20 protein-coding genes and 1 riboswitch are annotated in these 19,317 nt (G+C 67.9%); of the genes, 9 read left to right on the plus strand and 11 right to left on the minus strand.

The annotated features are described in order from the left end of the window. Position 1: 1 nt before the first annotated feature. Together dtd and SFB74_RS29065 are read right to left on the minus strand one after the other, a co-directional pair. On the minus strand, positions 2–445 hold the full coding sequence (gene dtd / locus SFB74_RS29060) for a D-aminoacyl-tRNA deacylase (protein ID WP_432727874.1): 444 nt from the start codon (positions 443–445) through the stop codon (positions 2–4). After that, on the minus strand, positions 442–1,359 hold the full coding sequence (locus tag SFB74_RS29065) for a cation diffusion facilitator family transporter (protein WP_432727875.1): 918 nt from the start codon (positions 1,357–1,359) through the stop codon (positions 442–444). The genes dtd and SFB74_RS29065 overlap by 4 nt, the downstream gene beginning before the upstream one ends. 152 nt (positions 1,360–1,511) lie before the next feature. Here SFB74_RS29065 and SFB74_RS29070 point away from each other — a divergent pair, with 152 nt between their 5' ends. Together SFB74_RS29070 and SFB74_RS29075 are read left to right on the plus strand one after the other, a co-directional pair. Next, a complete protein-coding gene (locus SFB74_RS29070) occupies positions 1,512–2,063 on the plus strand; it encodes a FecR family protein (protein WP_432727877.1) in 552 nt (183 codons plus the stop codon). Positions 2,064–2,068: 5 nt separating this feature from the next. After that, entirely contained in the window at positions 2,069–2,689 is a 621-nt protein-coding gene (locus tag SFB74_RS29075; RefSeq protein WP_432727879.1) for an OmpA family protein, read from the plus strand. A gap of 41 nt (positions 2,690–2,730) precedes the next feature. On the opposite strand, the gene tyrS is transcribed toward SFB74_RS29075, so the two are convergent. Continuing rightward, positions 2,731–3,939, minus strand: coding sequence for a tyrosine--tRNA ligase (gene tyrS, locus SFB74_RS29080; RefSeq protein WP_432727880.1), 1,209 nt, complete (start codon positions 3,937–3,939; stop codon positions 2,731–2,733). A 185-nt stretch (positions 3,940–4,124) separates the two neighbouring features. On the opposite strand from tyrS, the gene SFB74_RS29085 reads away from it, so the two are divergent. Beyond that, the gene (locus SFB74_RS29085; protein WP_432727881.1) at positions 4,125–5,471 is read left to right on the plus strand and encodes a peptidoglycan DD-metalloendopeptidase family protein; all 1,347 of its coding nucleotides are present in this window, start codon (positions 4,125–4,127) and stop codon (positions 5,469–5,471) included. Between the two features lie 10 nt (positions 5,472–5,481). Further along, the gene (locus tag SFB74_RS29090) at positions 5,482–6,609 is read left to right on the plus strand and encodes an anhydro-N-acetylmuramic acid kinase (RefSeq protein WP_432727882.1); all 1,128 of its coding nucleotides are present in this window, start codon (positions 5,482–5,484) and stop codon (positions 6,607–6,609) included. A gap of 9 nt (positions 6,610–6,618) precedes the next feature. Here SFB74_RS29090 and mdtD read toward each other — a convergent pair whose 3' ends face one another. The 4 genes from mdtD to rplM form a co-directional block, all read right to left on the minus strand. Further along, positions 6,619–8,043 (minus strand): multidrug transporter subunit MdtD, encoded by a 1,425-nt coding sequence (gene mdtD, locus SFB74_RS29095; RefSeq protein WP_432727884.1) that lies wholly within the window; start codon positions 8,041–8,043, stop codon positions 6,619–6,621. A 99-nt stretch (positions 8,044–8,142) separates the two neighbouring features. Beyond that, positions 8,143–8,508 (minus strand): iron-sulfur cluster insertion protein ErpA, encoded by a 366-nt coding sequence (erpA, locus tag SFB74_RS29100; protein ID WP_007827949.1) that lies wholly within the window; start codon positions 8,506–8,508, stop codon positions 8,143–8,145. Between the two features lie 181 nt (positions 8,509–8,689). Continuing rightward, positions 8,690–9,082, minus strand: coding sequence for a 30S ribosomal protein S9 (rpsI, locus tag SFB74_RS29105; protein ID WP_126023695.1), 393 nt, complete (start codon positions 9,080–9,082; stop codon positions 8,690–8,692). Between the two features lie 12 nt (positions 9,083–9,094). Next, complete coding sequence (gene rplM / locus SFB74_RS29110; protein WP_093205810.1) at positions 9,095–9,526, minus strand: 50S ribosomal protein L13; 432 nt, start codon at positions 9,524–9,526, stop codon at positions 9,095–9,097. A 197-nt stretch (positions 9,527–9,723) separates the two neighbouring features. Between rplM and SFB74_RS29115 the strand changes: the two genes are divergently transcribed. Continuing rightward, positions 9,724–10,677 (plus strand): 23S rRNA (adenine(2030)-N(6))-methyltransferase RlmJ, encoded by a 954-nt coding sequence (locus tag SFB74_RS29115; protein WP_432727885.1) that lies wholly within the window; start codon positions 9,724–9,726, stop codon positions 10,675–10,677. A gap of 24 nt (positions 10,678–10,701) precedes the next feature. On the opposite strand, the gene SFB74_RS29120 is transcribed toward SFB74_RS29115, so the two are convergent. From SFB74_RS29120 to ahcY, 4 genes are all read right to left on the minus strand, one after another. Then, positions 10,702–11,313 (minus strand): septal ring lytic transglycosylase RlpA family protein, encoded by a 612-nt coding sequence (locus SFB74_RS29120; protein WP_432727886.1) that lies wholly within the window; start codon positions 11,311–11,313, stop codon positions 10,702–10,704. A 62-nt stretch (positions 11,314–11,375) separates the two neighbouring features. Next, positions 11,376–12,200 (minus strand): methylenetetrahydrofolate reductase [NAD(P)H], encoded by an 825-nt coding sequence (metF, locus tag SFB74_RS29125; RefSeq protein WP_432732018.1) that lies wholly within the window; start codon positions 12,198–12,200, stop codon positions 11,376–11,378. A 10-nt stretch (positions 12,201–12,210) separates the two neighbouring features. Next, entirely contained in the window at positions 12,211–12,987 is a 777-nt protein-coding gene (locus tag SFB74_RS29130) for a TlyA family RNA methyltransferase (protein WP_432727887.1), read from the minus strand. Between the two features lie 29 nt (positions 12,988–13,016). Then, positions 13,017–14,456 carry an adenosylhomocysteinase gene (gene ahcY / locus SFB74_RS29135; protein WP_432727888.1) on the minus strand — a complete coding sequence of 480 codons (1,440 nt, stop codon included), beginning with the start codon at positions 14,454–14,456 and terminating at the stop codon, positions 13,017–13,019. Between the two features lie 66 nt (positions 14,457–14,522). Continuing rightward, a riboswitch (S-adenosyl-L-homocysteine riboswitch) is annotated at positions 14,523–14,591 on the minus strand. Positions 14,592–14,768: 177 nt separating this feature from the next. Here ahcY and SFB74_RS29140 point away from each other — a divergent pair. The 4 genes from SFB74_RS29140 (at position 14,769) to SFB74_RS29155 (ending at position 19,258) form a co-directional block, all read left to right on the plus strand. Continuing rightward, positions 14,769–16,841, plus strand: coding sequence for a hypothetical protein (locus tag SFB74_RS29140; protein WP_432727889.1), 2,073 nt, complete (start codon positions 14,769–14,771; stop codon positions 16,839–16,841). A 150-nt stretch (positions 16,842–16,991) separates the two neighbouring features. Next, positions 16,992–17,642, plus strand: a complete 651-nt coding sequence (locus SFB74_RS29145) for a hypothetical protein (RefSeq protein WP_432727890.1) — start codon at positions 16,992–16,994, stop codon at positions 17,640–17,642. 169 nt (positions 17,643–17,811) lie between these two features. Beyond that, the gene (gene phaP / locus SFB74_RS29150) at positions 17,812–18,306 is read left to right on the plus strand and encodes a TIGR01841 family phasin (protein ID WP_432727891.1); all 495 of its coding nucleotides are present in this window, start codon (positions 17,812–17,814) and stop codon (positions 18,304–18,306) included. Positions 18,307–18,337: 31 nt separating this feature from the next. Continuing rightward, positions 18,338–19,258: an alpha/beta fold hydrolase gene (locus tag SFB74_RS29155; RefSeq protein ID WP_432727892.1), complete on the plus strand. Its 921-nt coding sequence runs from the start codon at positions 18,338–18,340 to the stop codon at positions 19,256–19,258. Positions 19,259–19,317 lie beyond the last annotated feature (59 nt).

The raw sequence follows: 19,317 nt of genomic DNA on the forward strand, positions 1-19,317 counted from the left end.
GCTAGGCCGTCATCTGCAGCGGGATCGTGACGGGTCCGTCGTTCAGCAGGTGCACCTGCATGTCGGCGCCGAATTCGCCGGTGGCTACCACCGGATGCGCGGCACGGGCCTGCGCCACGAAGTATTCGTAGAGGCGCCGTCCTTCGTCGGGCGGCGCGGCCTGGATGAAGCTGGGGCGGTTGCCCGCGCTGGCGTCGGCAGCCAGCGTGAACTGGCTCACCACGAGCAGGCCGCCGCCGATGTCCTGCACGCTGCGGTTCATCTTGCCGGCCTCGTCGGCAAAGATGCGCAGCTTGAGGATCTTGGCGAGCATGCGGTCGGCGAGCACATCGACGTCGCCACGCTCGGCGCACAGCAGCACGAGCAGGCCCGCATCGATGGCGCCGACGGTGCGCCCGGAAATGTCGACGCGGGCATTCGCGACGCGTTGCAGAACGGCTTTCATAAGGGGTGATGTTCGCCGGCCTGGGTGGCGCGGGCTTCCATGGTGAGGGGCAGCAACTGGATGGTCACGCGCAGGCCGGGCACGGCGTCCATGAGCGCCTGCTCGAGTTCGTCGCGCATGTTGGCGGCGTGCTGCAGCGTCCAGTCGCCGGGCACGTGCATGTGCAGGTCGGCGAAGCGGCGCTGGCCGGCGCTGCGGGTGACCATGTCGTCGAAGCGCAGCCGGGTGCCTTCGGGCGTGCGAGCGACGAAGGCGTCGATCGTGGCGCGCACGGTGGCGAGGGTTTCGGGGTCGAGGGCCTCGTCCATCAGGCCCTGCGAGGAACGCCACACCAGCTTGACGCCCTCGCGCGCGATGTTCAGCGCGACGCCGATGGCCAGCACCGGATCGAGCCAGAGCCAGCCGGTGAACATCACGCCGACGATGCCGACCAGCACGGCGGCGGAGGTCCAGACGTCGGCCATCAGGTGGCGGCCGTCGGCCTCCAGTGCAATGGAGCGGTGAGCCCGCGCCGCCCGGAACAGCAGCAGGGCGAGCCCGGCGTTGAAGCCCGAACTGAGCACCGACAGTGCCAGGCCCCAGCCCAGCTGCTCCAGCGGCTGGGGCGACAGCAGGCGCTGCACCGAGACCCAGAGGATGGCGATGGCGGCGCCGACGATCAGGATGCCCTCGAAGCCCGAGGAGAAGTACTCGGCCTTGTGGTGGCCATAGGGGTGGTCGTCGTCGGCTGGCCGCTCGGCGACGGTCACCATGGCCAGCGCGAAGACGGCGCTCGCGAGGTTCACGAAGGACTCCATGGCGTCCGAGATCAGGCCCATGGAATTCGTCATGTAGCCGGCCAGACCCTTGAGCACGATCGTGATCAAAGCCACGGCAATCGACGCGCGTAGCAGCGTCTTAGGGGTAAACATCATGCAAATGCCATCAGGAACAGGGCAGGAAGCCACGCGAAAAGCGGTAAAAGACCGCAGAAACGGCCTGAATTATCAGCCTGGTGTCCATATGTAACGCCTTCGCATTAATAATGTTTGGCAAACGTTGCGCAACTGTTATCACAGAGAGCCAGATGATGAAAAACCTCGTGACCGCCCTCGGCGGCCTCGCCATCGCGGGATCCGCCATGTTGGCGCAGGCCCAGACGCCGCCGGCAGCTCCCGCGGCCGTGCCCGCTGCCGCTGCCGCTGCCGCTCCCATTTCCGCGGCAGCCGCGCCGGCGACCACCGCCAAGGCCGATCTCCAGGCCGGCTTCGTGAAGTCCGTGCGCGGCAGCGTCCAGTTGCTCAACGGCGCCGGCGCCGCCCGCACGGCCAGCCCCGGTGACGCACTGGGTGCCGTGGACCGCATCGTGACCGGCCCCGATTCCTCGGCCTCCGTGGTGCTGCGCGACGACACGACGCTGGTGGTCGGCCCCTCCTCGCGCCTCGATCTCAAGGAATTCCACTTCGACGGCACGACGCGCGACGGCGGCATCCTGCTGTCGCTGCTGCGCGGCTCCATGCGCATGATCACCGGCCTCATCGGCAAGACCAACCCCGACGCGGTGCGGGTCGAGACGCAGACTGCCACCATCGGCATCCGCGGCACCGACTTCATCGTGCAAGCCGACGGCCAGCCATGATGAAGATGCCGAAACTCAAATCCTCCCGCCTCGCATCCCTTTTCGCAGCCACGCTGGCCGCCGCGCTGCTGGCAGCGTGCTCCACGCCCGGCACGCGGGTGGTGCTGCTGCCGCAGGCCGACGGCAAGCCCTCGGCCGTGGTGGTTCGCGTCAAGGACGGCGAGGAAGTGCTTTCCACGCCCTACCAGCGCGCCACCGCCGCGGTGGGCGCCAAGGGCGCGCCGTTGGTCGACAACGCCGATCCGGCCAAGGTGCAGGCGGAGAACAAGCCGCTGTTCGACATGCGCCCGCCTCCGCCGCAGCGCTACACGGTGTACTTCGAGCTCGGCGGCACCACGCTCACGGCGGCGTCGCAGCAGATCATGACCGAGGCGCTGGCGGCCGCACTGGCACGCAGCGGCGGCGACATCGTGGTCACCGGCCACACCGACACCAAGGGCAGCGGCGAGCAGAACGACGAACTGTCGCGGCGCCGGGCGCAGGAAGTGGCCCAGCTCTTCGTGGAGCGCCAGTTCCCGGCCAACCGCATCGAGGCCGTGGGCCGCGGCGAGCGCGACCTGGCCATCCAGACCGCCGACGAGGTGGACGAGCCGCGCAACCGGCGCGTCACCATCGAGGTCCGCTAATTAAATAGGGGCAGAGCGGGGGCGCAACGCCCCCGGGGCGCTCAGCTCAGCGTCACGCGAGCGAACTTGCGCTTGCCGACCTGCACCACGTAGCTGCCCGCGGGCAGCTTCAGCGCCTTGTCGCTGACCACGGCGGAGTCGATCCGCACACCGCCGCCGTCGATCAGGCGGTTGCCTTCCGAAGCCGACGCCGCGAGATTCGCCTGCTTGAGCAGCTGAGCGATGCCAAGAGGAGCACCCGACAACGACACTTCCGGAATTTCGTCCGGCACGCCGCCCTTGCTGCGGTTGATGAAGTCCTGCTCGGCCGCATCGGCCGCCGCCGCGCTGTGAAAGCGCGCGGTGATTTCCTTGGCCAGCGCAACCTTGGCGTCCTTCGGGTTGCGGCCACCCTCGACCTCGGCCTTCAGCGCCGCGATCTGCTCGAGCGACTGGAAGCTCAACAGGGTGTACCAGCGCCACATCAGGTCGTCGGAGATCGACAGCACCTTGGCGAACATGGTGTTGGCGTCTTCGCTGATGCCGATGTAGTTGTTCTTGCTCTTGGACATCTTCTCGACGCCGTCGAGCCCTTCCAGCAGCGGCATAGTGAGTATGCACTGCGGTTCCTGGCCGTATTCCTGCTGGAGATGGCGGCCGACGAGCAGGTTGAACTTCTGGTCGGTGCCGCCCAGCTCCAGGTCGCTCTTGAGCGCGACCGAGTCGTAGCCCTGCATCAGCGGGTAGAGGAATTCGTGGACCGAGATCGACTGGCCGGCCTTGAAGCGCTTGTTGAAGTCGTCGCGCTCCATCATCCGGGCCACCGTGTACTTGGCGGCGAGCTGGATCATGCCGCGGGCGCCCAGGGGGTCGCTCCATTCGGAGTTGTAGCGGACTTCGGCGATATCGACGTTCAGCACCAAGCGCAACTGGTCGAAGTAGGTCTTAGCGTTGTCCTCGATCTGCTCGCGGGTCAGCGGCGGTCGGGTGCTGTTGCGCCCGGAGGGGTCGCCGATGGTGGTGGTGAAGTCCCCGATCAGCGGGATCACCGTATGCCCCAAGTCCTGCAACTGGCGCATTTTGTTGAAAACCACCGTGTGACCCAGATGAATATCCGGTGCGGTCGGGTCGAGACCGAACTTGATCCGCAGAGGGGTTCCGGTGGCTTCGGAGCGCTGGAGCTTGCGCACCCATTCGTCCTGCGGCAGCAGCTCGTCGGCGCCCCGGAGGGAGATTTCGAGCGCGCGTCCTACACTATTCGAGAGGCTCATGGATGTAACAGATTCGGCCTTTACGGGCTTTTTTGGCTGATTTTTGGGGTGCCGAAGCTATACTCGGCCCGACTTTTCAAGCGCCGAATTCTAAGCGGCGCTTCTTTCCGCACCGTCTCCTGCCGCCCTGAACGTGACTGGGCCTTGCAGCACGGACCTGCAGAACCTGAGCTGGAATTCATAGTTTGATCAACGGCATTCTTGCCGCCGAGGAGCTTCTCGCTTCTCGCGTGGCCTATACATTCCGGACGTACCCTAGGCAGATCACCGCGGTCATCGCGGCTGCCTTGCTGAGCGCCGGCACCCTCGCGGTGGCCTCCCTCGGCCCCGACGCATCCGACCTCCCGGTCCACCAGATCCTCGAAGCCACGGCGCCCGTCTCGTTCGCCGACCAGAGCGAATCGCTCGAGAGCTTCAGCTTCACCCTCTTCCGCACCGACGTCACCCGCTCCAGCGACACCGCCGATGCGCTGATGAAGCGTCTGGGCATCTCCGACCCGGCCGCCACCGCCTTCGTGCGCGGCAGCGTCGAAGCCCGCAACGCGCTCTTCTCGCGCGCCGGCCGCACCGTGACGGCCGAGGCCACGCAGGAAAACCAGCTCAAGAAGCTCAGCGCCCGCTGGATTCCCGACGGCGACGGCGGCTTCAAGCGCTTCGTCATCGAGCGCACGCCCACCGGCTTCGCCGGCGTGACGGAGCGCGATTCGCTCACCCCGGGCACGCGCCTGGCGAGCGGCACCATCCGCACCTCGCTCTTCGCCGCCACCGACGACTCGCGCATTCCCGACGCGGTAGCGAGCCAGCTGGCCGACATCTTCGCGGGCGACGTCGACGTGCGCGCCCTGCGCAAGGGCGACCGCTTCGCCGTGGTGTACGAGACCTTCGAGGCCGACGGGCAGGCGCTGCGCAGCGGCCGCGTGCTGTCGGCCGAGTTCGAGAACAACGGCAAGATCCACCAGGCCGTCTGGTTCCAGCCCCCGGGCGCGGGCCAGAAGGGCAGCTACTACCGCCCGAACGGCGACAGCCTGCGCAAGGCCTACCTGACGACGCCGGTCGAGTTCTCGCGCGTGTCCAGCGGCTTCGCGATGCGCATGCATCCGATCCTGAACAGCTGGCGCCAGCACAACGGCATCGACTACGCGGCGCCCACGGGCACCTCGGTGCGCTCGGTCGGCGACGGCACGGTCGATTTCGCCGGCACGCAGAACGGCTACGGCAACATCGTCATCATCAACCACCGCAACAACCAACAGACGGCGTACGCGCACCTGAGCCGCATCGACGTCAAGGCCGGCCAGGCCGTGAGCCAGGGCCAGACGGTCGGCGCGGTGGGCTCCACCGGCTGGGCCACCGGCCCGCACCTGCACTTCGAATTCCGCGTGGGCGGCGTCTACCAGGACCCGACCTCCATCGCCCAGGAAGGCGGCGCGCCGATCACCGCCGCCATGCGTCCGGCCTTCGAACGCGTCGCCGTGGGCGCGCGCACCGAGCTGGCCGCGGCCTTCTCCGTCATCCAGGCCAGCGCCGACTGATCTTCCGGCAATGGCGGCCGAGCTTTTCATCGGCCTCATGTCGGGCACCTCGCTCGACGGCGTCGATGGCGTGCTCGCCGACTTTTCCGGCGGCCGCATCACGGTCCGCTCCTACGCCACCGCCCAGTTTCCAGTGGCACTGCGCGCCGAACTGCTGGCGCTGAACACCCCCGGCGACAACGAACTGCACCGCGCCGCGCTGGCTGGCAACGGGCTGGCCCGCGCATACGCCGGCGTCGTCGCCCAGCTGCTGGCGGACAGCGGCACCGATGCCGGCGCGGTCACAGCCATCGGCGCGCATGGCCAGACCGTGCGGCACCGGCCGCTCGAGTTCGACGAGGTCGGCTACACGCTCCAGATCAACAACCCCTCGCTGCTGGCCGAGTTGACCGGCATCGACGTGGTCGCCGACTTCCGCAGCCGCGACCTCGCGGCCGGCGGCCAGGGCGCGCCGCTGGTGCCGGCCTTTCACCGCGCGCTGTTCGCAAGGCCCGACGAGACGGTCGCGGCGCTGAACATCGGCGGCATTTCCAACCTGAGCCTGCTGCCGGCCGCCAGCCAGCCGGAAGGCGCGGCCACCGTGCTCGGCTTCGATTGCGGCCCCGGCAACGCGCTGATGGACCACTGGTGCCAGTCCCACCAGGGCCAGCCCTTCGACCGCGGCGGCCAATGGGCGGCCAGCGGACAGGTTCTTCCCGGCCTGCTGGCGCAGCTTCTGGCGGACCCGTACTTCGCCAGGACACCGCCGAAGAGCACCGGCCGCGACCTTTTCAATCCGGCCTGGCTCGCCGCACAGCTCGGCACCACGGCCATGGCGGCCGAGGATGTCCAGGCGACGCTGGCCGAGTTGACCGCGCACGCCTGCGCGGCGGACCTCAAAAGCTATGGAAAAGATAGCAAGCTGCTGATCGTCTGCGGCGGCGGCGCGCTGAACGACCATCTGCTGGACCGCCTGCGCGCCCTGCTGCCCGGCGTGACGGTCGCGGCGTCCACCGACCACGGCCTGCCGCCGCTGCAGGTCGAGGCAGCAGCCTTCGCCTGGCTCGCCCGCGCCACTGTCCGCCGGGAAGCGGGCAATCTGGCGAGCGTGACCGGCGCACGCGGCGCCCGGGTGCTGGGCGCCATCTACCCCGCCTGACCTGCTCGATCAGCCCTGGCCGGAAACCTCCGGCTGCGCGGGGTGCGGCGCGCGCACTTCCGACGGGAGATGCCAGAAGATCAGCGCAGAAGCCACCGTGATCAGCCCCATGCTCGCAAAAGTGGCTTGGAAGGCATCCAGCGTGTGCGCGGGCGTGTCGGTGCCGAAGACGCCGTTGTAGCCCGCCAGCACCGCACCCGCAGCGGCCACGCCCATGCTCATGGCCAGCATCTGCACCATCGACAGCAGGCTGTTGCCGCTGCTGGCCATGCTGCCGTCCAGGTCCTTCAGCGTGATGGTGTTCATGGCCGTGAACTGCAACGAATTGACCGCGCCGAACGCCAGCAACTGCAGCAGGTGCAGCGCCATCGGCTGGCCCGGCGCCGTCAGCCCGAAGCTGGCCATGGTGCAGCCCACGAGGATGGTGTTGACCACCAGCACCCTGCGATAGCCGTGGCGGGTGATCAGCGGCGTGGCGAAGCGCTTCATGGCCATCCCGGCCAGCGCGATCGGCAGCATCATCAGGCCGGCATGCACGGGCGAATAGCCCATCGACACCTGCAGCAGCAGCGGCACCAGGAAGGGCATGCAGCTGCTGCCCAGCCGCGAGAAGAGGTTGCCGATCAGGCCGATGCTGAGCGTGGGCACATGGAAGAGCGAGGGCGCGAACAGCGGCTCGGGCGTGCGCGCGGCGCGCAGCCAGTAGCCGGCGATGCTGGCAAAGCCGAAGATCAGCACGATCATCACGCCGCCCTGGCGCAGGCCCACGCCGTCGAGAGCGAGCGAGATCGCCACCATGCCGAAAGCCAGCATCGCGTAGCCCACGCTGTCGAAGGGCTTGAGCGTCACGCCGCGCAGGTCGGGCATGTACTTGAGCGTGGCGATGCAGCCGGCCAGGCCCACAGGCACGTTGATCAGGAAGATCCAGTGCCACGAGGCGTACTGCACCAGCCATCCGCCCAGCGTGGGGCCCAGCAGGGGCCCTATCAGCCCCGGGATGGCCACGAAGCTCATCGCCTGGAGGAACTCCCCGCGCGGCACCGTGCGCAGCAGCGACAGCCGTCCGACGGGCAGCAGCAGCGCCCCGCCGAGCCCCTGCACCACGCGCGCCGCCACCAGCTGGCCCAGGCTGTGCGACAGCGCGCACAGCACCGAGCCCAGCGCGAACAGCACGATGGCCGAGAAGAAAATACGCCGGGTACCGAAGCGGTCGGCGATCCAGCCCGAGGCGGGAATCAGCATCGCCATGGTGAGCGCATAGGCCACCACCACCGACTGCATGCGCAGCGGGCTCTCGCCGAGGCTCGCGGCCATCGCCGGCAACGCCGTGTTGATGATGGTGGCGTCGAGCGTCTGCATGAAGAAGCCGACGGCGACGAGCCACAGCAGGCTCTTGCGAACGGGTTGATCGGCGGCTTCGGCCTCGGAGGTCATGGGCGGCAGGCAGTGCAGGAAAAACGGAGCGGGAACGAAAAAGCCGCCCGGAGGCGGCTTTTCTTCAGAAGGGCTGGGTGAGCAGCATTCGGCAGGAGATCAGGCCGAGAAGCTCGATCCGCAACCGCAGGTGCTGGTGGCGTTCGGGTTCTTGATCACGAACTGGGCGCCTTGCAGGTCTTCCTTGTAGTCGATCTCCGCGCCGACCAGGTACTGGTAGCTCATGGCGTCGATGAGGAGCGACACACCGTTCTTGGTCATGGTGGTGTCGTCTTCGTTGGTGATCTCGTCGAAGGTGAACCCGTACTGGAAGCCGGAGCAGCCACCGCCTTGCACGAACACGCGCAGCTTCAGGTCGGGGTTGCCTTCTTCGGCGATCAGGTCGGCCACCTTGGCGGCCGCGCTGTCGGTGAAGACGATCGGCTCGGGCATCTGGGTCTGGATGTTTTCGGCTACGGCGCTCATGGGCTAATAACTCCTTGGGGGGCCGGTTGTGCGGCCAATGAAACGAATCCTACTGCAATGACGCATTCCCGGCAGGCCGGGCTGGCGCGCACCCCATTGCAAGTGGGGTCGGCGCACCCTGCGCCAAGGGCGCTCCAATGAAAAAGCCGCCCGAAGGCGGCTTTTGCTCGCAGGAAGCGGATCAGCGCTTGCTGAACTGCTTGCGACGACGGGCGGAGTGCAGACCGACCTTCTTACGCTCGACTTCACGTGCATCGCGCGTGACGTAGCCAGCCTGGCTCAGCACCGACTTCAGTGCTGCGTCGTAGTCGATCAGCGCACGGGTGATGCCGTGGCGGGTAGCACCGGCTTGACCCGATTCGCCACCGCCGTGCACGTTGACCATCACGTCGAAGGTTTCGAGGTTGTTGGTCAGTGCGAGGGGTTGCTTCGCGATCATGATCGAGGTTTCGCGGCCAAAGAAATCCTGGATGTCCTTGCCGTTGACCGTGATCTTGCCCGAGCCCTTTTTCAGAAACACGCGGGCGACGCTCGATTTGCGACGGCCGGTGCCATTGTTCCATTCACCAATCATTCTCAAGGCTCCTTACAGTTCCAGCACTTTGGGCTGTTGGGCGGTATGCGGGTGCTCAGCGCCACCGTACACCTTGAGTTTCTTGATCATTGCGTAACCGAGCGGACCCTTGGGCAGCATGCCCTTGACAGCCTTTTCCAGGGCGCGGCCCGGGTGCTTGTTCTGCATGTCGCGGAAGTTGGTCGCCGTGATGCCGCCCGGGTAGCCCGAATGACGGTAGTACACCTTGTCGATGGACTTGGCGCCGGTGACGCGCAGTTGCGATGCGTTGATGATGACGATGAAGTCACCGGTATCGACGTGAGGCGTGTAAATGGCCTTGTGTTTGCCGCGCAAACGGAGAGCAACTTCGCTGGCTACTCGTCCGAGGACCTTGTCGGTCGCGTCAATCACAAACCACTCGTGCGTCACGTCAGCGGGCTTGGCGCTGAACGTTTTGGTCATGAGTTTTCTCTTGAAAAGAGGGTTTGGCGGGCCCTTTTCCACGGTCGGCGTTCCTCTGGCGGGAATCTCTTAGGTGGGTTTGAAGTCTTCGCCGCGGGGCCACAAAAACGCTGCGAAGCCCGCGATTATACGAAGAATGGCCTGGCACAGGCAAATTCGCGCTTCTGGGGCCCCAACACCGTTACCATCCTCCCCCTATGTTCAGTTACCGCCACGCCTTCCATGCCGGCAACCACGCCGACGTGCTCAAGCACACGGTGCTGATTGCCACGCTCGACCACCTGCTTGAAAAAGAGGCAGCCCTGACGGTCGTCGACACCCATGCCGGCGCCGGCCTCTACCGGCTCGACGGCGACTACGCCGGCACCAGCGGCGAGGCGGCAGACGGTGTCCTGCGCCTTCTTTCGGACAAGAAAGAGCCCGCTACCCCTGCCCCCACGGCGAAATCCGCTACCAAAAAGGTAGCACCCGAAGCCGAGACCCCGTTGGCCGACGCCATCGCCCGCTACCTGGGCGTGGTCCAGGACTTCAACCCCAAGGGCGGCGCCCGCGTCTATCCCGGCTCGCCGTTCATCGTGCAGCACCTGCTGCGCGACCACGACAAGCTCAAGCTCTTCGAGCTGCACCCCACCGACGCGCGCACCCTGGACGCCAACATCGCCCAGCTCGAGGCCGGCCGCCAGATCGCCATCCTGCGCGAGGACGGCTTCGGCAGCGCCACCAAGTTCCTGCCGCCGCCGTCGCGCCGCGCGCTCGTACTGATGGACCCCAGCTACGAGATGAAGACCGACTACGGCCGAGTGCTCGACTTCATGGCCGAGGCGCTCAAGCGCTTCGCCACCGGCACCTACGCGGTCTGGTATCCGATCATTCCGCGCCCCGAGGCACACGACCTGCCGCGCCGGCTGAAGACGATGGCGACCAAGGCCGGCAAGTCGTGGCTGCACGCCACGCTGACGGTCAAGTCCAGCAAGATCACCAAGGACGCCGCCTCGGGCGAAACGCACCGGCCGGGCCTGCCGGCCAGCGGCATGTTCCTGATCAACCCGCCGTACACGCTGAAGCCCCTGCTGGCGGCCGCCTTGCCGCAACTGGTGCAGCGCCTGGGCCAGGACCGCAACGCCGCGTTCTCGCTCGATTCGGACGGCTGAGCCGGCCGCCCTTTTTCGACCCGTCTATTTGCGGCGACGCGGCGGCACGACCGCCTTGCGCCGCGCCGGAGCCGGCGCACGCACCCGCTGCTGCGGCTCGCTCGACGCCACCGGCGGCGCCGCATCGCCAGCCTCCACCTGAAGGCCGCCGCAGCGCATGCCCTCGCGGTCGACGACCGTCAGCGCCACCTGCTTGATGCCAAGCCCGGTCAGGCCGATCCGGTCGGCCGCCGCGCGGCTCAGGTCGATCACGCGGCCCGCCGCATAGGGACCGCGGTCGTTGATGCGCACCAGCACCTCGCTGCCGTTGACGAGGCTGCGAACGCACACGCGCGTGTTGAAGGGAAGGGTCTTGTGCGCCGCCGTCATGGCGGTCATGTCGAAGCGCTCGCCGCTGGCGGTCTTGCGCTGGTGGAACTGGATGCCGTACCACGAAGCGCCGCCGCGCTCGAAGATTTCGCGCGGCCCGTCGTCGGGCACGCCGTCGTCTGGGGCCTGCTCTCCAGTGCCGGAGACGGCGAGGTCATAGCGCACCGCCGGCACGCTGGAGCGCGCGGCAGCGCCCGGGGGCACCGCGATGGCGCGAGGCAGGGGCAGCAATTTCGCGTTGCCCTCGGCGTCGGTGGCAGGCGGCATGGCGCATCCCGCGAGAACGCAGGTCGCCGCGACAAGAGCCGCCCGAAGCCCCGCGCGCCCTCTCAATCGAGGCGCTCCAGCACAGCCAGCGTGGCCGCCGACTGGTTCATCGTGTAGAAGTGCAGCGCCGGGGCGCCGCCTTCCTGCAGGCGCGCGCACAGTTCGGTGACCACGTCGAGGCCGAAGGCCTTGATCGATGCAGTGTCGTCGCCGAAGCTCTGAAGCCGCAGGCGGATCCAGCGCGGAATCTCTGCGCCGCAGGCGTCCGAGAAACGCATGAGCTGCGTCGAGCTCGTGATCGGCATGATGCCCGGCACGATCGGCGTGTCGAGCCCCAGCTTGCGCGCGTCGTCGACGAAGCGGAAATACGCCTCGGGGCTGAAGAAATACTGCGTGATCGCCGAGTCGGCGCCCGCCTTCACCTTGGCGGCGAAGGCCTGCAGGTCGGCCTCGGGCGAACGGGCCTGCGGATGGATCTCGGGGTAGCAGGCCACCTCGATGTGGAAGTCGCGGCCGGTCTCCTCGCGGATGAAGGCGACCAGGTCGCTCGCGTACTGGAACTCGCCGCCGATGCCGTAGCCGCTGGGCAGGTCGCCACGCAGCGCCACGAGACGCTTAACGCCCATGGCCTTCAGCTCGGCGAGCTGCTCGCGCACCGTGGCGCGCGTGGCGCCGATGCACGAGAAGTGGCTCGCGGCGTCCACGCCCTCGGACAGGATCTCCTGCACCGCACCGAAGGTGCCCTGGTGCGTGGAGCCGCCCGCTCCATACGTGACCGAGCAGAACTGCGGTTTGCGCGCATACAGCTGCTGGCGCACCGCGCGCAGCTTGACCGCGCCTTCGGGCGTCTTGGTCGGGAAGAATTCGAAACTCAACGGAAGGCGCACCTGCGTCTCCTTAGGAACCGTTCGCGCGAGCATCGCGAACGGCGTGAATGAAAAACTCGCGGTTGCCGTCGCCCCCGGCGATCGGGCTGTCGACCCACTGCAGCACCCGCAGGCCGAGCGCCTCGCAGGCGTCGTGCAGGCGCTTCTCGACCACCGCATACATGGCCTCGTCGCGCACGATGCCGCCCTTGCCGACCTGGCCGGGCTGCAGCTCGAACTGAGGCTTGACCAGCATCAGCAGGCGCCCATCGTCCGCCATGAATCCGACGACCGCCGGCAGCACCAGCGTGAGCGAGATGAACGACAGGTCGCCCACGATCAAGTCGAAGCGCGACTCGCCTTCTTCCCCAAGATCGTCGGCCGACAGCGCGCGCGCATTGACGCCTTCGATGGGCACCACGCGCTCGTCCTCGCGCAGCTTCGCATGCAGCTGCCCGTGGCCGACATCGACGCCCACCACCTTCGCCGCGCCGCGCTGCAGCAGGCAATCGGTGAAGCCGCCGGTCGACTGGCCCACGTCGAGGCACAGCCTGCCGGCCGGGTCGATGCCGCTCGCCGCCAGCGCGCCCTCGAGCTTGAGGCCGCCGCGCGAGACATAGCGCGCCTCGGCGGCGTCAAGCAACTCGAGCTCGGCGGATTCGGGCACGTCGTCCTTGTTCTTGACGACGGTACGCCACGCGTCGCTGGTGCCCGCGTCGCGCCAGCGCAGGCCGCCGGCAATGAGCCGCACCGCCTGCGAACGCGACGCGGCCAGGCCGCGCTCCACCAGCAACTGATCGGCGCGCACGCGCTGCTGCCTGTCGCCTGCCTGCCCGCTCAGTAGCGGTAGGTGTCCGGCTTGTACGGACCGTTCTTGTCCACGCCGATGTAGGCGGCCTGGGTGTCGGTCAGCTCGGTGAGCATGGCGCCGACCTTCTTCAGGTGCAGGCGCGCGACCTTCTCGTCGAGGTGCTTGGGCAGCACGTAGACCTTGCCGGCCTGGTAGGCGTCGGGCTTGGTGAACAGCTCGATCTGGGCGATGGTCTGGTTCGCGAACGACGACGACATCACGAAGCTCGGATGGCCCGTGCCGCAGCCCAGGTTCACGAGGCGGCCCTTGGCCAGCAGGATGATCTTCTTGCCGTCCGGGAAGGTGATGTGGTCGACCTGCGGCTTGATCTCTTCCCACTCGTACTTCTCGATCGAAGCGACGTCGATCTCGTTGTCGAAGTGGCCGATGTTGCAGACGATGGCCTGGTCCTTCATGGCGGCCATGTGCTCGTGGCGGATCACGTCGCGATTGCCGGTGGTGGTCACGAAGATGTCGGCCTTGTCGGCGGCGTATTCCATCGTCACGACCTTGTAGCCTTCCATGGCGGCCTGCAGCGCGTTGATCGGGTCGATCTCGGTCACCCACACCTGCGCCGACAGCGCGCGCAGAGCCTGGGCCGAGCCCTTGCCCACGTCGCCGTAGCCGGCCACCAGCGCCACCTTGCCGGCGATCATCACGTCGGTCGCGCGCTTGATGCCGTCCACCAGCGACTCGCGGCAGCCGTACAGGTTGTCGAACTTGCTCTTGGTGACCGAGTCGTTCACGTTGATCGCGCGGAACAGCAGCGTGCCCTTGGCGGACATCTCGTTCAGGCGGTGCACGCCGGTGGTGGTTTCTTCCGTGACGCCGATGATCTCGGCCGACTTGCGGGTGTACCAGGTGCCGTCGACGGCCAGCTTGGCCTTGATGGCGGCGTAGAGGATGCGCTCTTCCTCGCTGGTCGGGTTCGCGAGCACGCTCTGGTCCTTCTCGGCGCGCTGGCCCAGGTGCATCAGCAGCGTGGCGTCGCCGCCGTCGTCCAGGATCATGTTCGGGCCTTCGCCCTTCGAGTCCTTGGGACCGAAGTCGAAGATGGCGTGGGTGTAGTCCCAGTAGTCCTTCAACGACTCGCCCTTGATCGCGAACACCGGCGTGCCGGCGGCGGCGATGGCGGCGGCTGCGTGGTCCTGCGTCGAGAAGATGTTGCACGATGCCCAGCGCACCTGCGCGCCCAGTGCCTGCAGCGTCTCGATCAGCACGGCCGTCTGGATCGTCATGTGCAGCGAACCGGTGATGCGCGCGCCCTTCAGCGGCTGCGACTTCGAGAACTCCTCGCGGATGGCCATCAGGCCGGGCATCTCGGTTTCCGCGATCTTGATCTCCTTGCGGCCCCAGGCGGCGAGGGACAGGTCGGCGATCGCCTGGTCGGCGGTCGAAACGGGGGTGGGTTTGAGAACAGCGCTCATGGGAACTCCAACAAAACTGGTTTGAAAGATGCCGCCGGATACGGGAAATGGGCTCACCGCAAGAACAGCGGGTGAGCGTCGTTGCTATATGTGGTCCGAGCCTCACGCCTGACGGCGCTGCAACGCTCCTCGGAGGGGCGGATTGTAGACGGGGCGACCTGCCGCGCCAATGCCGCGGGTTTTGGCCCCGACTGGGCTGACATCCGCCAGCCTCGGCGTTGTGTTGACCTCTGGTTACGATTTCCCCGGGCCAGGTTCAGGAGCCAGCCGGCTCGCTGCAGGGCCCGTTCTGAAAAAAAGAGGGAACGACACATGAGGATGACAAGGTATCTCGCAAGCCTGAGCATGGCCGCCCTGCTGGCGGCCTGCGGAGGAGGCGGCGGCAGTTCCGGCGGCCTGTCGCTGTCGCCGGGCGGCAGCTCCAAGCCGGAAGCCCAGTCCGCCAAGACCCTGGCCACGCCCGACGTGCGCAACGGCAGCTATCGCGTCTACGCGGCCAACGGCACACAGCAGCAGCTCTCGGTCGACTTCGACGCCGGCAGCTACACGATGACGGACAACCTCGGCGTGCCCGAGTCCGGCACCTTCGCCGAGGACTTCACCGAGCCCGGCACCTACGTGTTCGCGAGCAGCCGCATCACGACCGCGGCCAACACCTCGCGCTTCCGGGTGACGAGCGACGCCATCGTCGGCGCCTTCCCTTTCCAGACCGCGTACTCGAGCCCCGCCGCGTACGCCGCACAGCCCTTCGTGGCGGCGCGCGACTTCGTCACCACCGCGGCGCTGCTGGACGGCACCTACAACCGCTTCAGCGTCACGCGCAGCCCCGGCGGCGCCCAGGACTCGTCGATCCTCGCGATGCGGCTGTCGGGCAGCGGCACGGTGCTGGAAATCTGCAACGACGCGATCATCTACAAGATCGACCTCTGCCCCGCCGCCTCGAAGCGGACCTACTCGGTGGCGGCCGGCACCGACGACGCCTGGGTCGCCACCAACGTGACCAACAGCAGCGACGTCGCCAACTTCCGCATTGCGCGCGTCGGCGGCCAGAACGTCTACCTGGCCGGCGGCGTCAGCGCGACACCGGCCGTGCAGTTCATGCGCATCGCCCTGTCCGAGTCCTCGAGCTGGCCGACCACCCGCGGCATCGGCTCGTCGACCACGGGCAGCTGGGGCGCGAACCTGATCAGCACCACGAGCTCGGTGCGCACCTCCACCGGCACGGACGACACCTACGGCACCCTCACGATGCCGGTGGACAGCACCGCCTACACGAACCAGCCCCTGGGCATCCGCGGCGTCAACTCCACCGGCGCGAGCAAGTACTTCGCGATGCAGGCCGGCGAGCTTTCGGTGCTGGTCGGCGCGCGCAGCAACACCGCCACGCAGGGCTACATCCAGCTCAACCTGATCGACACCGGCGCCGCGCCCGACGCCCGCAACGGCCGCTACAAGGTCTACGCCACCAACGGCTCGCGGCAGACGCTGGCGCTGAACCTCGACAGCAAGCGCTACGAGATGACCGACGCCGCCGGCACCGTCGCCTCGGGCAGCTTCGCCGAGGACACGGCGGAAGCCGGCAGCTTCATCTTCGCGAGCAGCCGCATCACGAGCACCGCGAACACGGCGCGCTTCCGCTTCACGACGGACACGGTGGTCGGCTCGTTCCCGTTCGCGGTGGCGCAGGTCACGCCCGAGAGCTATGCCGTGCGGCCCTTCGTGGCATCGCGCGCGCTGGTGAAGACGCAGAGTGCGCTCGACGGCACCTACAACCGCCTGGGCATCAACCTGACGGCCACCGCCGGCGATTCGTCGATCACGCAGATCCAGATCGCCAGCGGCGGCACGGTGCTCTACCTGTGCAACGACAACGTGATCTACCGCATCGACACCTGCCCCGCGGCATCCGTGCGGACCTACACCGTGTCGGCCGGCGCGACCGTGGACACCTGGCGCATCGTGAACGTAGCCAACCCGTCGGACAACGGCAGCTTCGCGATCGCGCGCGTCGGCGGCGAGAACGTCTACCTCTCGGCCGGCATCGTGCCCTCGTCGCCTGCGACATCGGTGTTCCGCATCGGCCTGCCCGAACGCGCGGCATGGCCCACCGTCATCGCACGCGGCGCAGCCACCAGCGGCAGCTGGGGCAACACGGGCGCCGACGCTTCCTACTACACGCGCACGCAGACGCTCCCTGACGGCACCAGCGCCACGCTCAGCGCAACGCTGGGCTCGATGGGCACGAACGGCCCGCTCAACATGCGCTCGGCGACCTTCACCGGCCCGAACTACCACTTCGCCAGCCAGAGCAGCAAGCTGTTCGCGATGGTCGGCTCGCGCAACCCGGCCACGGCCGGTGCGATGGAAATCGACCTGATCGACTGAAGCCACGGGCGCTCCGCCCGCAAGGCCGCATGCCGCGCAAGACCGCGTGGCATGCGGCCTTTTTTCTTGCTCATTCAGGCCTAAGACGGCCGCCTGCACATTTCGCCGCCGGGACGTACATTGGCCGGCCCACAGCCCCTGAAAGCCAACATGCAGATTCATTCATCCAGCACGCCCAGGACCTTTCTGCTCGCAACCATTGCCGCCCTCGGCCTGGCCGCTTCCCTGCTGCCGGCCGGCGCGTCCGCCCAGACCGCCGACACCGTCCGCATCCGCGGCACCCTCGTGCGCGTCGATGCCAGCACCCTCGTGGTGCAGGACCGCGGCGGCGAGGTCGTCTCGCTCGCGCGTCCGGCCGACCTGGCCGTCTCCGAGGTCTATCCGATCAAGCTCTCCGACATCAAGCGCGGCAGCTTCATCGGCACCGCCGCCATGCCGCAGGCCGACGGCACGCAGAAGGCGCTCGAAGTGGTGGTGTTTCCCGAGGCCGCGCGCGGCACCGGCGAGGGCCACCGCCCGTGGGACCTGCTGCCCGAGAGCACGATGACCAACGCCACCGTCGCCGACCTGGCGGCGGCGCCGAAGTCGGTGCGCGGCGGCCAGCAGCTGCATCTGACCTACAAGGGCGGCGAGAAGACCGTCATCGTGCCGCCCGACGTGCCGGTGGTCACCTTCCGCCCCGGCACCGACGCGCTGCTGGTGCCCGGCGCCCGCGTGCTGGTCAATGCGCAGGAGAAGAACGGCACGCCCACCGCGCTGCGCGTGACGGCCGGGCGCAACGGCTTCGCGCCGCCGATGTAGGCCGGGCCGCGAGCGGGATGCCCTGCGGGCACCCAAGGGAAATCCCGCAGGCATTTTTGTCGCTGCGGCGACCTGCGGCGCTCCGGCGCGGCGTATCGTGGCGAGGGATTTTTGCCGCCAGGCTGGTCCCTGCCATCCATACGTCCACCGTCACAGGAGATTCCGCACCATGGCCACTGCCAAGAAAGCCGCAGCCAAGAAGACCACCGCCAGCAGCAGCACCGCCGGCGCGAAGAAGGCGGCGCCCAATGCCGCGGACATGCTCAATCCGCTGAAGGGCATGGCCGACCGGTTGCAGAGCCTCAACCTGACCGGTGGCGCCGGCAAGCTGCTGGAAAGCGGTCGCAAGGACCTGGCAGCGCTGATGCAGGCCAACGAGAAGTCCTACCAGGGCCTGCAGACGGTGGTGCAGCGGCAGACCGAGATGATCAAGAGCGCCATCTCCGAATGGCAGGCCGCCGCCAAGGAAATGCCCGGCAAGGACCCGAAGGAAAACCTCGCCAAGCTCGACGAGCTCGGCCGCCAGTCGTTCCAGCGCGCCATCGACGACATCAAGGAACTGGCCAACCTCGCAGCCAAGTCGCAGGCCGATGCCTTCGACGTGGTGCGCCAGCGCATCCAGGCCAACGTGGACGAAGTGACGAAGATGCTGCAGCGCAAGTAGGCAGACAGAGCAACAGCCCCTGCGCGCCGCCATGACCGCAGTTCCGCCCCGCGTCGAGCAGCGCACGCGCGCCAACGGCATCGAGCTGGCCTGGGACAGCTTCGGCGACCCCGCCGCCGAGCCCCTGCTGCTGGTCATGGGCCTCGGCGCGCAGATGGTCGCCTGGGACGACGCCTTCTGCGCCCGGCTCGCCGAGGCCGGCAGGCACCGCGTGATCCGCTTCGACAACCGCGACATCGGCCATTCGACGCACCTCACGCTGCTGGGCGTGCCCGACATCCAGGCGCTCATGGCGCAGGCGATGGCAGGCCTGCCGATGCGAACGCCCTACAACCTGCGCGACATGGCCGCCGACTGCGTCGGGCTGCTCGACGCGCTGGGCATCGCGCGGGCGCACATCGTGGGCGCCTCGATGGGTGGCGCCATCGGGCAGGAGATGTGCATCCACCATCCGCACCGCATGCTGTCGTTCACCAGCATCATGTCGAGCACCGGCGCGCCGGGCCTGCCGCCGCCCACGCCCGAGGCGATGGCGGTGCTCTTCTCGCCCGCGCCGACCACCTTCGACGCCTACCAGGCGCATCACGCGAAGGTGTGGCGTGTGCTGCGCGGACCGGCGAGCTTTCCGCTGGACGAGGCGCGCGATGCCGAGAAGGCCCAGCTCGTCTTCCTGCGCGGGCTCAACCCGGCCGGCGTGGCGCGGCAGTTCGCGGCCATCCTGGCTTCGGGCAACCGCAAGCCCGCGCTGCGCGAGGTGCGCGTGCCGACGCTGGTGATTCACGGCGACGACGATCCGCTGGTGCCGGTGGCCTGCGGCGTAGACGTGGCCGATGCGATCGCGGGCTCGCAGCTGCTGCGCATTCCGGGCATGGGGCACGCGCTGCCGATTCCGATGTGGCCGCAGATCGTCGACGCCATCGCGGCGCACACGGCGCGGCACGCGGACACCTGAGGCAGCGACGACAGGACGACACGAGACGGCACAAGACAAGGCGACAAGGGAGCATCCGC

The sequence above is a fragment of the Variovorax xiamenensis genome, from assembly GCF_050916385.1.
Lineage (GTDB): Bacteria > Pseudomonadota > Gammaproteobacteria > Burkholderiales > Burkholderiaceae_C > Variovorax.